Below are 12,375 nucleotides of genomic sequence, written 5' to 3' on the forward strand. Positions count from 1 at the left end.
CCTGTGGGAGCGAGCCTGCTCGCGAAGGCGGCACAACATTCAACATCTTTGTTGCCTGTCACGCCGCCATCGCGAGCAGGCTCGCTCCTACATGGCATAACACTTGCTCTTGCCTTGCCGTGCGACTGTGAAAACCCGAATAGTGACGGATTATTGGCATGGCGAAGAGCGACGCAGCAGTAGTAAAAGACCCCGCAACCAAAGGCAAACTCAAGCTGATCATCGTGATCGTGGTGGCCCTGCTGCTGGCGGTCGGTGTGTCCGTGGGGGCGACCTGGTACTTCATGCACAGCGCTCAGAGCAAGCCTGCCGCGGTCGAGGCGCAAACCGCTCCTGTCGGCAAGCAGCCAGCGATTTTCGAGGCGATGGCACCGGCTTTCGTGGCCAATTTCAACCAGAACGGCCGCCAGCGCTACATGCAAGTGAGCATCACCATGCTCGCGCGCAACCAGGCGGACCTGGATGCGCTCAAGGTCCACATGCCAGTGATCCGCAATAACCTGGTGATGCTGTTCTCCGGGCAGGACTTCGCGACACTCGCCTCGCCGGTCGGCCAGGAAATGCTGCGGCAGAAAGCCACCGCCAGCGTCCAGGAAGTGGCGCAGAAAGAGCTCGGCAAAGTGGTGATCGAACAGTTGCTTTTCACTAATTTCGTACTGCAGTAGGAACACGACATGGCCGTGCAGGACCTGCTGTCCCAGGATGAGATCGACGCGCTGTTGCATGGCGTGGACGATGGTCTGGTACAGACCGATAACGCTGCCGAACCCGGCACCGTCAAAAGCTACGACCTGACCAGCCAGGATCGCATCGTCCGTGGACGCATGCCAACCCTGGAAATGATCAACGAGCGTTTCGCCCGCTATACCCGCATCAGCATGTTCAACATGCTGCGGCGCTCGGCGGACGTGGCGGTCGGCGGCGTGCAGGTGATGAAGTTCGGCGAATACGTGCACTCGCTGTACGTGCCGACCAGTCTCAACCTGGTCAAGATCAAACCCCTGCGCGGTACTGCGCTGTTCATTCTCGACGCCAAACTGGTGTTCAAGCTGGTGGACAACTTCTTCGGCGGCGACGGCCGCCACGCCAAGATCGAAGGGCGTGAATTCACGCCGACCGAACTGCGTGTGGTGCGCATGGTGCTGGAGCAGGCGTTCGTCGATCTGAAGGAAGCCTGGCAGGCGATCATGGAAGTCAACTTCGAGTACATCAACTCGGAAGTGAACCCGGCCATGGCCAACATCGTCGGTCCGAGCGAAGCCATTGTGGTGTCGACCTTCCACATCGAACTCGATGGCGGTGGTGGCGACCTGCACGTGACCATGCCGTACTCGATGATCGAGCCGGTGCGCGAAATGCTCGACGCCGGCTTCCAGTCGGACCTCGACGACCAGGACGAACGCTGGGTCAACGCCCTGCGCCAGGACGTGCTGGACGTCGACGTGCCGATCGGGGCGACGGTGGCTCGTCGTCAGTTGCGCCTGCGCGACATCCTGCACATGCAGCCGGGGGATGTGATCCCGGTCGACATGCCGGAAGAAATGATCATGCGCGCCAACGGCGTGCCGGCCTTCAAGGTCAAGATGGGCTCGCACAAGGGCAACCTGGCGTTGCAAGTGATCGAGCCGATCGAGCGCCGTTGACTGGCGCTCGTACCCATTCGCGATTAACCGAATTCTGAATTTTTGCTCGCCGAGGACACCGACAATATGAACACCCAAGACGACCAGGCTCTGGCCGATGAGTGGGCAGCAGCCCTGGAAGAAACCGGTGATGCCGGGCAGGCGGATATCGACGCCTTGCTGGCCGCCGACTCCGCCAGTTCCGCGTCCAACCGCCTGCCAATGGAAGAGTTCGGCAGCGTGCCGAAAAACAACGATCCGGTCAGCCTCGAAGGCCCGAACCTGGACGTGATCCTCGATATCCCGGTGTCGATTTCCATGGAAGTGGGCAGCACCGACATCAACATTCGCAACCTGCTGCAACTGAACCAGGGGTCGGTGATCGAACTCGATCGCCTGGCCGGCGAGCCGCTGGACGTGCTGGTCAATGGCACACTCATCGCCCACGGCGAAGTGGTGGTGGTCAACGAGAAGTTCGGCATCCGCCTGACGGACGTGATCAGCCCAAGTGAACGCATCAAGAAGCTGCGCTGAGTGAAAAAGGTTCTCGGGTTTGTATTGGCGATGCCGTTCACCGTGCTGGCGGCCGAACCGGTTGCAACGGCGGCTACGGCTGCTGCACCGGCGGTGAGCAGCGGTGTGGCTGGCCAGTTGACGCAGTTGGTGTTCGGCCTGCTGCTGGTGCTGGGGTTGATCTTCTTCCTCGCCTGGTTGCTGCGTCGCGTCCAGCAGGCCGGTCCGGCCGGCAAGGGGCAGGTGATCGAGATTGTCGGCTCCCGCGCGCTGGGGCCTCGCGACCGCCTGATGCTGGTGCAGGTCGGCAACGAGCAGATTCTGTTGGGCCTGAGCCCCGGCAACATCTCTGCACTGCACGTCCTCAAGGAGCCGGTGCAAGTGCCGAGTACCGAGAAGCCAACGCCGGAATTTGCCCAGCGCCTGTTGGAGATGCTGGGTAAAGATCAGAAGGATAAGAAGTAATGGGTGCGCTACGCATCGTCTTGACGCTGACCCTGATGCTGGTCGCGCCGCTGGCATTCGCCGCCGATCCGCTGTCGATCCCGGCCATCACCCTGGGCACCAATGCGCAGGGTGCGCAGGAATATTCGGTCAGCCTGCAAATCCTGCTGATCATGACCGCGCTGAGCTTTATCCCGGCGTTTGTCATGCTGATGACCAGTTTCACTCGGATCATCATTGTCTTCTCGATCCTGCGCCAGGCCCTGGGCCTGCAGCAGACACCGTCGAACCAGATCCTCACCGGCATGGCGCTGTTCCTGACCCTGTTCATCATGGCGCCGGTGTTCGACCGGGTGAACCAGGACGCCTTGCAGCCGTACCTGGCGGAAAAACTGACGGCTCAGGACGCGGTTGCCAAGGCCCAGGTGCCGATCAAGAACTTCATGCTCGCCCAGACCCGCACCAGCGATCTGGAGTTGTTCGTGCGCCTGTCCAAGCGCACTGACATCGCGACGCCGGATCAGGCGCCGTTGACCATCCTGGTGCCGGCCTTCGTGACCTCCGAGCTGAAAACGGCGTTCCAGATCGGCTTCATGATCTTCATTCCGTTCCTGATCATCGACCTGGTCGTGGCCAGTGTGTTGATGGCCATGGGTATGATGATGCTCTCGCCGCTGATCATTTCCCTGCCGTTCAAGATCATGTTGTTCGTGCTGGTCGATGGCTGGGCGCTGATCATCGGCACGCTGGCCAGCAGCTTCGGCGGTGTCTCGCCATGACCCCGGAAGTTGCGGTCGATATCTTCCGGGAAGCGCTGTGGCTGACCACCATGATGGTGGCGGTGCTGGTGATTCCGAGTCTGCTGGTCGGCCTGCTGGTGGCGATGTTCCAGGCCGCCACCCAGATCAACGAACAGACCCTGAGCTTCCTGCCGCGCCTGCTGGTGATGCTGGTGACCCTGATCGTGGCCGGTCCGTGGCTGGTGCAGACCTTCATGGAATACATCCTGCAGTTGTACGGCAGCATTCCTCAGGTCATCGGCTAAACCATGTCACTGCTAGCGCTGACCGATACCCAGATCAGCACCTGGGTGGCAACGTTCATGTTGCCGCTGTTTCGCGTCGGCGCCTTGCTGATGGTCATGCCGGTGTTCGGTACTTCCCTCGTGCCTCGAAGGGTTCGGCTCTATTTCACGCTGGCCATTACGGTCGTCATCGCACCAGGCCTTCCACCTATGCCGCCAGTGAATGCACTGGACTTGAGCGGGCTGCTGCTAATTGCCGAGCAAATCCTGATCGGTGCGGTACTGGGTTTTTCATTGCAGCTATTCTTCCAGGCCTTTGTGGTGGCCGGACAGATCGTCGCCATTCAGATGGGCATGGGTTTCGCTTCCATGGTCGACCCTACCAACGGCGTGTCGACAGCGGTGATCGGGCAGTTTTTCACCATGCTCGTCACACTGCTGTTCCTTTCCATGAACGGTCACCTGGTGGTGTTCGAGGTTCTCACCGAGAGCTTCACCACATTGCCTGTGGGCGGCGGGCTGATGGTCAATCACTATTGGGAGCTGGCCGGCAAGCTTGGCTGGGTGTTGGGGGCCGCTTTATTGCTGGTGCTGCCTGCCATCACCGCATTGCTGGTGGTCAACATTGCTTTTGGTGTGATGACTCGTGCGGCCCCTCAGTTGAACATTTTTTCCATCGGCTTTCCGCTGACCCTGGTGCTTGGGCTGTTTATCATCTGGGTCGGTCTGGCGGATATTCTCAACCAGTATCAGCCGCTGGCCACCGAGGCCTTGCAGTTTTTACGCGAACTGGCACGGGCGAGCTGAGCCATGGCTGAGAGCGAAAGCGGTCAGGATAAAACAGAAGACCCCACGGAAAAAAAGAAAAAGGACGCCCGTGAGAAGGGTGAGATTGCCCGTTCCAAGGAACTCAACACCCTGGCGATCATGCTTGCCGGCGCCGGCGCCTTGCTGGTGTTCGGCGGGGCGCTGGCCCAGGACATGATGGACCTGATGCGCCTGAATTTCTCCCTGTCTCGGGACGTGGTACTGGATCAGCGCGCAATGGGTACCTACTTGCTGCACTCGGGGCAGATCGCCTTGCTGGCGATTCAGCCGGTGATGATCACTTTGTTGCTGGCCGCGTTGATCGGGCCGATTTCCCTGGGTGGCTGGCTGTTCTCCGCTGGCACCATGGCGCCCAAATTCAGCCGCATGAACCCTGGAGCGGGTCTCAAGCGCATGTTTTCGGGAAAGGCTGTGGCTGAACTCCTCAAGGCCCTGGCGAAGTTTTTCATCGTGCTGTTCGTGGCGCTGGCGGTGTTGTCGGCGGATATCGATGATCTGCTGCGTATCGCCCATGAACCGCTGGAACGGGCCATCACCCATAGCCTGCAAGTAGTGGGATGGAGCACGCTGTGGATGGCTTGTGGGCTGATCATCATCGCCGCTGTCGACGTGCCGATTCAGATTTGGGAAAGCGTTAAAAAGTTGAAGATGACCAAGCAGGAAGTGCGCGACGAGCATAAGGACCAGGAAGGTCGGCCGGAGGTCAAGCAACGGATTCGCCAGCTGCAACGAGAGATGTCCCAGCGGCGGATGATGGCCGCCATTCCCGGGGCCGACGTGGTCATCACCAACCCGACCCACTACGCCGTGGCCCTCAAGTACGACCCGGAGAAGGGTAATGCGCCGGTATTGCTGGCCAAGGGTAGCGACTTCCTGGCCCTGAAGATCCGCGAGATCGCGGCGGCCAACGAGATTTTGCTGCTGGAATCGCCGGCGCTGGCGCGGTCGATCTACTACTCCACCGAGCTTGAGCAGGAAATTCCTGGTGGGCTGTATCTCGCGGTCGCGCAGGTGCTGGCTTACGTCTATCAGATTCGACAGTACCGGGCGGGCAAGGGTAAGCGTCCGGATCCGCTCAAGGATGATTTGCCGATTCCGCCGGATTTGCGGCGCGACTCTTGAATCAATGTTTACTAATGTGACGCCTGCGCCAGCAAGCGGGTTTACAAAGTAGACGCGATAAAGCTCCGCTGAAGTGCTCCGACTTTGGAATAGTTGGCATACCAGCGAGGGGGCATTCCCGAATGCCCCCGTTACATTCGCTGTATGGCGATTTAGTGGGGGCTATAATTCGTGATATTCCTTAATTACTTTTTTATATATTTCAATATGTCTATCATCAAAGAATAAACTTTCTTTGTCAGCTATCTCGCCCTTTCTAAATAACTCGATCTGTTGGGTTAGGATTTTAGCGGCCCTTGCTGGTATTACTCCCGGTACTTTACCTTTGAGTAGTTCTGATTCACGATCCCTCGTGTCGCGCGGATTGTGTCGTCCGGCAGGATAGCGATGTTTAAGATAGTTGACGTTTCCATGCAGGCGATCAAATTTTTGGACCAGGCTTTTAGGTAGTTCTCTAGTTTTTTGAAGTTCAACCAGTTCTTCACCGGTAAACTGTCTTCCCACTTGTGAGAATAGCGAGTCTGGCTCAGTCTTTGGGTAGATAAGGTTGGGGGCGTTGTGCGCTTCAAGTGTTAGCTTTTGTCTGAATACTAATTTTTCGTCGCCGTTTAATGTTCTAGGGTAATCCTTGCTGCTTTTTGTCGGGAAGGTATGTTCAAAAAAAAGTTTGTCAGCTTCTTCAAAAGAAAATCTGTTCGGAGTGCGTGGTGTGGCGCGATATTGTGCGAGAGTGCGACCTGGTACTCTGCCTGTTGGATCGTTTCTATTGATCGGGTCTCCCAAGCAATATGAATAAATATTTAATCCGCCTTCCCCAAATGGACTCCATTTGTCCGGGCTATTAAATCTCATTAACACCGGATTAAACGCCCGATACCCATTCCCCAATAAATAATGCCCAGTCACTGGATCCGGCCGTTCGCCGTTAAAGCCCAGAAGACTCGTCAATCCGCTTTCGGCCTGGCGATGGCCGTAAGGCGAGTAGGCAATGAGGTGTTGCTGTTGATCGGCTGTGAGAGTGTGCAGCACCGAGCGTTGTAGGTCAGTCGCCAGCAACGTGCTTTCAACGGCACCGCCCTGGTTCTTGTGTTGCGCCAGCAGGAGGTCGTTATTCTGAAAGACACTGAATCCAATCGCCCCCTGTATTTCGGTGGCCAGGCGGCTTTTGCAGTAAAAACGCTGGTGAGCGGGTGCATCCGGTTGAAGCTGGCTGATCAGGCGATCCAGAGGGTCGTAGCTGTAGCGGCAACGCAGAATGGATTGTGTGGATTCCATGGGGGTCGCTCCAGATTCTCAAAGGGAGGGGCGATTGAGTATCGGTCGATCAGCTGCAGGTGGGTACTAGCAGAACTGATAGGTTCGGCAGTCTTTGGGACGGGTGGGTAGTCCGGAGCGCCGCAATCCCTGTGGGAGCGAGCTTGCTCGCGATAGCGGTGGGTCAGCCAACAAGTATGTTTGTTGTGCCGATGTCATCGCGAGCAAGCTCGCTCCCACAGGGTTCTCCGTTGTTTTGAAATTTAGCCTTTTTCTGAAGCTGCACAGGTTTGCTCCATACGCTCAATTCCCCTCCACGCAAAAGTTGGAAAGCTTCTTGCAGTAGCCGCTCTGCGCCTGCTTCAGGCGTCAAAAGTTTGCTTTAAAGGAACGGGGAAAACCGGTGGATCGCTCTCAGTTAATCAACAGTGCCCGCAGCAACATTGCCGACCTCAGTCGAGGCAATCTGGGTGTGCCGCTGTTGCTGCTGGTCATGCTGGCGATGATGATGTTGCCGGTGCCGCCGTTCCTGCTGGACGTGTTCTTCACCTTCAACATTGCCCTGTCCATCGTTGTGCTGTTGGTGTGCGTCTACGCCTTGCGGCCGCTGGATTTCGCGGTGTTCCCGACCATTCTGCTGGTGGCGACCCTGTTGCGCCTGGCGTTGAACGTGGCCTCCACGCGGGTGGTGATGCTCCACGGCCAGGACGGTCATGCCGCTGCCGGCAAGGTGATCCAGGCATTCGGCGAGGTGGTGATCGGCGGTAACTACGTGGTCGGTATCGTGGTCTTCGCGATCTTGATGATCATCAACTTCGTCGTGGTGACCAAGGGTGCGGGGCGGATTTCCGAGGTGAGTGCGCGTTTTACCCTCGACGCGATGCCCGGTAAACAAATGGCCATCGATGCCGATTTGAACGCCGGCCTGATCGACCAGAACCAGGCCAAGCTGCGTCGGATGGAAGTGGCCCAGGAAGCCGAGTTCTACGGTTCCATGGACGGTGCCAGCAAATTCGTTCGCGGTGACGCCATCGCAGGCCTGCTGATCCTGTTCATCAACCTGATCGGCGGCATGGCGGTCGGTATCTTCCAGCACGGCATGACCTTCGGCGACGCCGGCAAGGTGTATGCGCTGCTGACCATCGGTGACGGTTTGGTGGCGCAATTGCCATCACTGTTGTTATCGACAGCAGCGGCGATCATGGTGACCCGTGCCTCCGGTTCGGAAGACATGGGCAAGCAAATCAATCGCCAGATGTTCGCCTCGCCCAAGGCGCTGGCGGTAGCAGCCGGTTTGATGGCGGTCATGGGCCTGGTGCCCGGCATGCCGCACTTCTCGTTCCTGAGCATGGCGGCCCTGGCGGCCGGTGGCGCTTACCTGTTCTGGAAAAAGCAGAACGTCGCCAAGGTGCAGGCCCTGCAAGAGGTCAAGCGTCAGCAGGAACTGCTGCCATCGCCGGCCCGTGCCCAGGAAACCAAGGAGCTTGGCTGGGATGACGTGACGCCGATCGACATGATCGGCCTGGAAGTGGGTTATCGCCTGATTCCGCTGGTGGACCGCAACCAGGGCGGTCAGTTGCTGGCGCGGATCAAGGGCGTGCGCAAGAAACTGTCCCAGGATCTGGGCTTCCTGATGCCGACCGTGCATATCCGCGACAACCTCGACCTGGCGCCGAGCGCCTATCGCCTGACCCTCATGGGGGTGATCCTGGCCGAAGCGGAGATCTATCCGGATCGCGAGCTGGCGATCAACCCGGGGCAGGTTTACGGCACGCTCAATGGCATTACCGCCAAAGATCCGGCTTTCGGCCTGGAGGCGGTCTGGATCGAAATCAGCCAGCGCTCCCAGGCGCAATCCCTCGGTTATACGGTGGTCGATGCCAGTACAGTAGTGGCTACCCACTTGAACCAGATACTCTACAAACATTCCAGCGAGCTGATCGGTCACGAAGAAGTGCAGCAACTCATGCAATTGCTGGCCAAAAGCTCGCCAAAACTGGCCGAAGAGTTGGTGCCGGGCGTGGTTTCGCTGTCGCAACTGCTCAAGGTGCTGCAAGCGCTATTGGCCGAACAAGTGCCTGTGCGCGACATCCGCAGCATTGCCGAGGCGATCGCCAACAATGCCGCCAAGAGTCAAGATACCGCCGCGCTGGTGGCTGTCGTGCGGGTTGGCGTATCCCGTGCAATCGTCCAAAGCATTGTAGGCACTGAGTCGGAGCTGCCAGTTATCACGCTGGAGCCAAGGTTGGAACAGATATTGCTCAATAGTCTGCAAAAGGCAGGACAAGGCTCGGAAGAGGGCGTTCTGCTGGAGCCAAGCATGGCTGAGAAGCTGCAACGTTCGTTGATCGACGCGGCGCAGCGTCAAGAGATGCAAGGTCAGCCGGTGATTCTGCTGGTGGCCGGTCCGGTTCGCGCGATGCTCTCGCGATTTGGCCGGCTCGCAGTCCCGGGTTTGCATGTGTTGGCTTACCAGGAAATCCCCGACAACAAGCAAGTGACCATCGTTGCGACAGTAGGGCCCAACGGCTGAGGTAGTGGTTTATGCAAGTTAAGCGTTTTTTCGCCGCCGATATGCGTCAGGCCATGAAGCTGGTTCGCGATGAGCTGGGCGCTGATGCGGCCATTATTGGCAACCGCCGGATCGCCGGGGGTGTCGAACTGACGGCGGCGCTGGATTACAAATTGTCGGCGCTGGCGCCGCGGGTTCCGAACATGGAACTCGAAGACGAGCTGCGCAAGACTCAGTCGCGGATCGTCACCGCCCAGGCCGAATTGAGCCTGCGTGGCGATGGCGAGAGCGACAATGCAACCAATCGCCAGTTGTTCGCCGGCTTGCCGTTGACCGCCGCCGAACCGCTGATCGAGCCGACCTACGCCGAACCCCGTCGCCCCGCGCCAGCCGCTGCGCCAGCGTCCGGTGGTGTGGACCCGCGGGCGTTCGACTCGATGCGTTTCGAACTCAACAGCCTGCGCGAACTCATGGAAGTCCAACTGGGCTCCCTGGCCTGGAATCAGCTGCAAGGCAGCCGTCCGGACCAGGCCAACCTCTGGCGTCGCCTGCAACGCATCGGTCTGTCCGGCCCGCTGTCGCGCGACCTGCTGGGGATGATCACTGAAATCGAAGAACCTCGTCAGGCCTGGCGCATGTTGCTGGCGCACTTGGCGCGCATGATCGTTACCCCGGAAGTCGAGCCGCTGGAAGAGGGCGGTGTGATCGCCATGGTCGGCCCTGCCGGCATGGGCAAGACCACCACCCTGGCCAAGCTGGCTGCCCGTTACGTGCTCAAGTACGGCGCGCAGAACATTGCGCTGGTGAGCATGGACAGCTTCCGCATCGGTGCCCAGGAGCAGCTCAAGACCCTGGGGCGCATTCTTAATGTGTCGGTGACCCACGTCGATCCGGGCCAGTCCCTGGTGCAGGCGCTGGAACCCTTGCTGCGCAAACGCGTGGTGCTGATCGATACCGCCGGCCTGCAGGCCAGCGATCCGGCCCTGCGCATGCAGCTCGAAAGCCTGGCCGGTCGTGGCATCCGCTCGAAAAATTATCTGGTCCTGGCAACCACCAGCCAGAAACAGGTTCTAACGGCCGCTTATCACAGTTACAAGCGTTGCGGGCTCGCAGGCTGCATCCTGACTAAACTGGATGAAACGGCAAGTCTGGGCGAGGTGTTGAGCCTTGCCATCAGTCATGAACTGCCGGTGGCTTACCTGACCGATGGCCCGCGGATCCCGGATGATTTGCATCTGCCGCGCCGTCATCAATTGGTCAGTCGCGCCGTGAGCGTGCAAATGCAGGAAGAACCCAGCGAAGAAGCCATGGCTGACATGTTCGCTGACATCTACCACAGCCCGACCAAGCAGGTTGGCTGAGGTAATAATGAACAGTTTTTGTACCTACATCGATGGTCTGCCATGCATTGTTCCGTTTGTGAACGCGCAGCCAGTAATGTGGCCTCCGTCTATGCAAGACAAGGTAAAGAAATAACATGGGCAGCATGCATCCCGTACAGGTGATCGCGGTGACCGGCGGCAAAGGTGGCGTCGGGAAAACTAATGTGTCAGTGAACTTGTCCCTGGCTTTGGCCGAGCTTGGCCGGCGCGTCATGCTGTTGGACGCCGACCTGGGACTGGCGAACGTCGACGTTCTGCTGGGCCTGACACCCAAACGTACCCTGGCCGACGTGATCGAAGGCCGCTGCGAACTGCGCGATGTACTGCTGCAGGGACCCGGCGGCATCCGTATCGTTCCGGCCGCATCCGGCACTCAGAGCATGGTGCATCTGAGCCCCGCCCAACACGCCGGTCTGATCCAGGCCTTCAGTGATATCGGCGACAACCTCGACGTATTGGTGATCGACACCGCTGCGGGCATTGGTGAATCGGTAGTCAGTTTCGTTCGCGCAGCCCAGGAAGTGCTGCTGGTGGTGTGCGACGAGCCGACCTCGATTACCGATGCCTATGCCTTGATCAAGTTGCTGAACCGCGACTACGGCATGAACCGCTTCCGCGTCCTGGCCAACATGGCCCAGAGCCCGCAGGAAGGACGCAACCTGTTCGCCAAGTTGACCAAGGTCACGGATCGCTTCCTCGACGTCGCCCTACAATACGTCGGCGCGGTGCCCTACGACGAAAGCGTGCGCAAGGCCGTGCAGAAGCAGCGCGCCGTCTACGAGGCCTTCCCGCGTTCCAAGTGCTCGCTGGCGTTCAAGGCCATCGCGCAGAAGGTCGATACCTGGCCGCTGCCTGCCAACCCGCGCGGGCACCTGGAGTTTTTCGTCGAGCGGCTCGTGCAGCAGACAGCAGGACCTGTTCTATGACAGCCAGCGGCTACAACCTCTACAAGAAGTCGGCACGTGATGCGCAGTACGAGCTGATCGAGCGTTACGCGCCGCTGGTTAAACGCATTGCCTACCACTTGCTGGCGCGTTTGCCGGCCAGTGTCCAGGTCGAAGACCTGATCCAGGCCGGGATGATCGGCCTGCTTGAAGTGTCGACCAAATATGACGCCAGCAAAGGCGCCAGTTTCGAGACGTACGCGGGCATTCGAATCCGCGGCGCCATGCTCGATGAAGTGCGCAAGGGGGATTGGGCGCCACGTTCGGTTCACCGCAATACGCGCATGGTCAGCGATGCCATTCGCTCGATTGAAGCTAAAACCGGCCGTGACGCTAAAGATCACGAAGTTGCGGCCGAACTCCAATTGAGTCTCGATGATTACTACGGGATTTTGAACGACACCCTGGGCAGCCGGCTGTTCAGTTTCGACGACCTGTTGCAGGACGGCGAACACGAAGGGCTGCACGAGGATGGCGCGAGTGCTCATCTCGAGCCGTCACGCGATCTGGAAGATGAACGCTTCCAGGCTGCGCTGGCGGATGCGATTGCCAATTTGCCGGAGCGTGAGCGACTGGTGTTGGCGCTGTACTACGATGAAGAGTTGAACCTCAAGGAAATCGGTGAGGTCCTGGGGGTCAGCGAATCGCGGGTCAGCCAGTTACACAGCCAGTGCGCGGCCCGTTTGCGGGGGCGTTTGGGGGAGTGGCGAGCGCGCTGAAGGCAGTGTGG

At 59.0% G+C, this 12,375-nt stretch carries 13 protein-coding genes; 12 read left to right on the forward strand and 1 reads right to left on the reverse strand.

Features of this window, described 5'->3' with window-relative positions:
* The first annotated feature begins 158 nt into the window (after window positions 1-158).
* The 8 genes from fliL (at window position 159) to flhB (ending at window position 5,553) form a co-directional block, all read left to right on the forward strand.
* Window positions 159-665: a flagellar basal body-associated protein FliL gene (gene fliL / locus KGA96_RS20635; protein ID WP_223514809.1), complete on the forward strand. Its 507-nt coding sequence runs from the start codon at window positions 159-161 to the stop codon at window positions 663-665.
* Window positions 666-674: 9 nt separating this feature from the next.
* Window positions 675-1,643, forward strand: coding sequence for a flagellar motor switch protein FliM (fliM, locus tag KGA96_RS20640; RefSeq protein WP_046037701.1), 969 nt, complete (start codon window positions 675-677; stop codon window positions 1,641-1,643).
* A 66-nt stretch (window positions 1,644-1,709) separates the two neighbouring features.
* Window positions 1,710-2,156 (forward strand): flagellar motor switch protein FliN, encoded by a 447-nt coding sequence (fliN, locus tag KGA96_RS20645; protein ID WP_046037700.1) that lies wholly within the window; start codon window positions 1,710-1,712, stop codon window positions 2,154-2,156.
* Window positions 2,157-2,600: a flagellar biosynthetic protein FliO gene (gene fliO / locus KGA96_RS20650; RefSeq protein ID WP_046037699.1), complete on the forward strand. Its 444-nt coding sequence runs from the start codon at window positions 2,157-2,159 to the stop codon at window positions 2,598-2,600. It abuts the gene before it with no gap.
* Entirely contained in the window at window positions 2,600-3,358 is a 759-nt protein-coding gene (fliP, locus tag KGA96_RS20655; protein ID WP_046037698.1) for a flagellar type III secretion system pore protein FliP, read from the forward strand. Before fliO ends, fliP begins: the two co-directional genes overlap by 1 nt.
* On the forward strand, window positions 3,355-3,624 hold the full coding sequence (gene fliQ / locus KGA96_RS20660) for a flagellar biosynthesis protein FliQ (RefSeq protein WP_007948918.1): 270 nt from the start codon (window positions 3,355-3,357) through the stop codon (window positions 3,622-3,624). Before fliP ends, fliQ begins: the two co-directional genes overlap by 4 nt.
* 3 nt (window positions 3,625-3,627) lie before the next feature.
* On the forward strand, window positions 3,628-4,410 hold the full coding sequence (fliR, locus tag KGA96_RS20665) for a flagellar biosynthetic protein FliR (RefSeq protein WP_223514812.1): 783 nt from the start codon (window positions 3,628-3,630) through the stop codon (window positions 4,408-4,410).
* A 3-nt stretch (window positions 4,411-4,413) separates the two neighbouring features.
* A complete protein-coding gene (flhB, locus tag KGA96_RS20670; protein ID WP_223514814.1) occupies window positions 4,414-5,553 on the forward strand; it encodes a flagellar biosynthesis protein FlhB in 1,140 nt (379 codons plus the stop codon).
* Window positions 5,554-5,715: 162 nt separating this feature from the next.
* On the opposite strand, the gene KGA96_RS20675 is transcribed toward flhB, so the two are convergent.
* Window positions 5,716-6,828 carry an RHS repeat-associated core domain-containing protein gene (locus tag KGA96_RS20675; RefSeq protein WP_223514817.1) on the reverse strand — a complete coding sequence of 371 codons (1,113 nt, stop codon included), beginning with the start codon at window positions 6,826-6,828 and terminating at the stop codon, window positions 5,716-5,718.
* A 382-nt stretch (window positions 6,829-7,210) separates the two neighbouring features.
* On the opposite strand from KGA96_RS20675, the gene flhA reads away from it, so the two are divergent.
* The 4 genes from flhA to fliA all read left to right on the forward strand — a co-directional run bounded on the left by flhA (window position 7,211) and on the right by fliA (window position 12,364).
* A complete protein-coding gene (gene flhA, locus KGA96_RS20680) occupies window positions 7,211-9,340 on the forward strand; it encodes a flagellar biosynthesis protein FlhA (RefSeq protein WP_223514820.1) in 2,130 nt (709 codons plus the stop codon).
* A gap of 11 nt (window positions 9,341-9,351) precedes the next feature.
* Entirely contained in the window at window positions 9,352-10,680 is a 1,329-nt protein-coding gene (flhF, locus tag KGA96_RS20685; protein ID WP_046037693.1) for a flagellar biosynthesis protein FlhF, read from the forward strand.
* 116 nt (window positions 10,681-10,796) lie between these two features.
* Entirely contained in the window at window positions 10,797-11,627 is an 831-nt protein-coding gene (gene fleN, locus KGA96_RS20690; RefSeq protein ID WP_007975361.1) for a flagellar synthesis regulator FleN, read from the forward strand.
* A complete protein-coding gene (gene fliA, locus KGA96_RS20695; RefSeq protein WP_007894214.1) occupies window positions 11,624-12,364 on the forward strand; it encodes an RNA polymerase sigma factor FliA in 741 nt (246 codons plus the stop codon). Before fleN ends, fliA begins: the two co-directional genes overlap by 4 nt.
* Window positions 12,365-12,375: the final 11 nt, after the last annotated feature.

Origin of the sequence: Pseudomonas sp. GL-R-26, assembly GCF_019947365.1 — a bacterium.
Taxonomy (GTDB): domain Bacteria; phylum Pseudomonadota; class Gammaproteobacteria; order Pseudomonadales; family Pseudomonadaceae; genus Aquipseudomonas.

Excerpts from the sequence above, each read along its gene's own strand:
- fliN (WP_046037700.1), top strand. The coding sequence starts at position 1,710 with ATGAACACCCAAGACGACCAGGCTCTGGCCGATGAGTGGGCAGCAGCC.
- flhB (WP_223514814.1), top strand. The coding sequence starts at position 4,414 with ATGGCTGAGAGCGAAAGCGGTCAGGATAAAACAGAAGACCCCACGGAA.
- flhF (WP_046037693.1), top strand. The coding sequence starts at position 9,352 with ATGCAAGTTAAGCGTTTTTTCGCCGCCGATATGCGTCAGGCCATGAAG.
- fliL (WP_223514809.1), top strand. The coding sequence starts at position 159 with ATGGCGAAGAGCGACGCAGCAGTAGTAAAAGACCCCGCAACCAAAGGC.
- fleN (WP_007975361.1), top strand. The coding sequence starts at position 10,797 with ATGGGCAGCATGCATCCCGTACAGGTGATCGCGGTGACCGGCGGCAAA.
- fliQ (WP_007948918.1), top strand. The coding sequence starts at position 3,355 with ATGACCCCGGAAGTTGCGGTCGATATCTTCCGGGAAGCGCTGTGGCTG.
- KGA96_RS20675 (WP_223514817.1), bottom strand. The coding sequence starts at position 6,828 with ATGGAATCCACACAATCCATTCTGCGTTGCCGCTACAGCTACGACCCT.
- fliR (WP_223514812.1), top strand. The coding sequence starts at position 3,628 with ATGTCACTGCTAGCGCTGACCGATACCCAGATCAGCACCTGGGTGGCA.
- fliP (WP_046037698.1), top strand. The coding sequence starts at position 2,600 with ATGGGTGCGCTACGCATCGTCTTGACGCTGACCCTGATGCTGGTCGCG.
- fliM (WP_046037701.1), top strand. The coding sequence starts at position 675 with ATGGCCGTGCAGGACCTGCTGTCCCAGGATGAGATCGACGCGCTGTTG.
- fliA (WP_007894214.1), top strand. The coding sequence starts at position 11,624 with ATGACAGCCAGCGGCTACAACCTCTACAAGAAGTCGGCACGTGATGCG.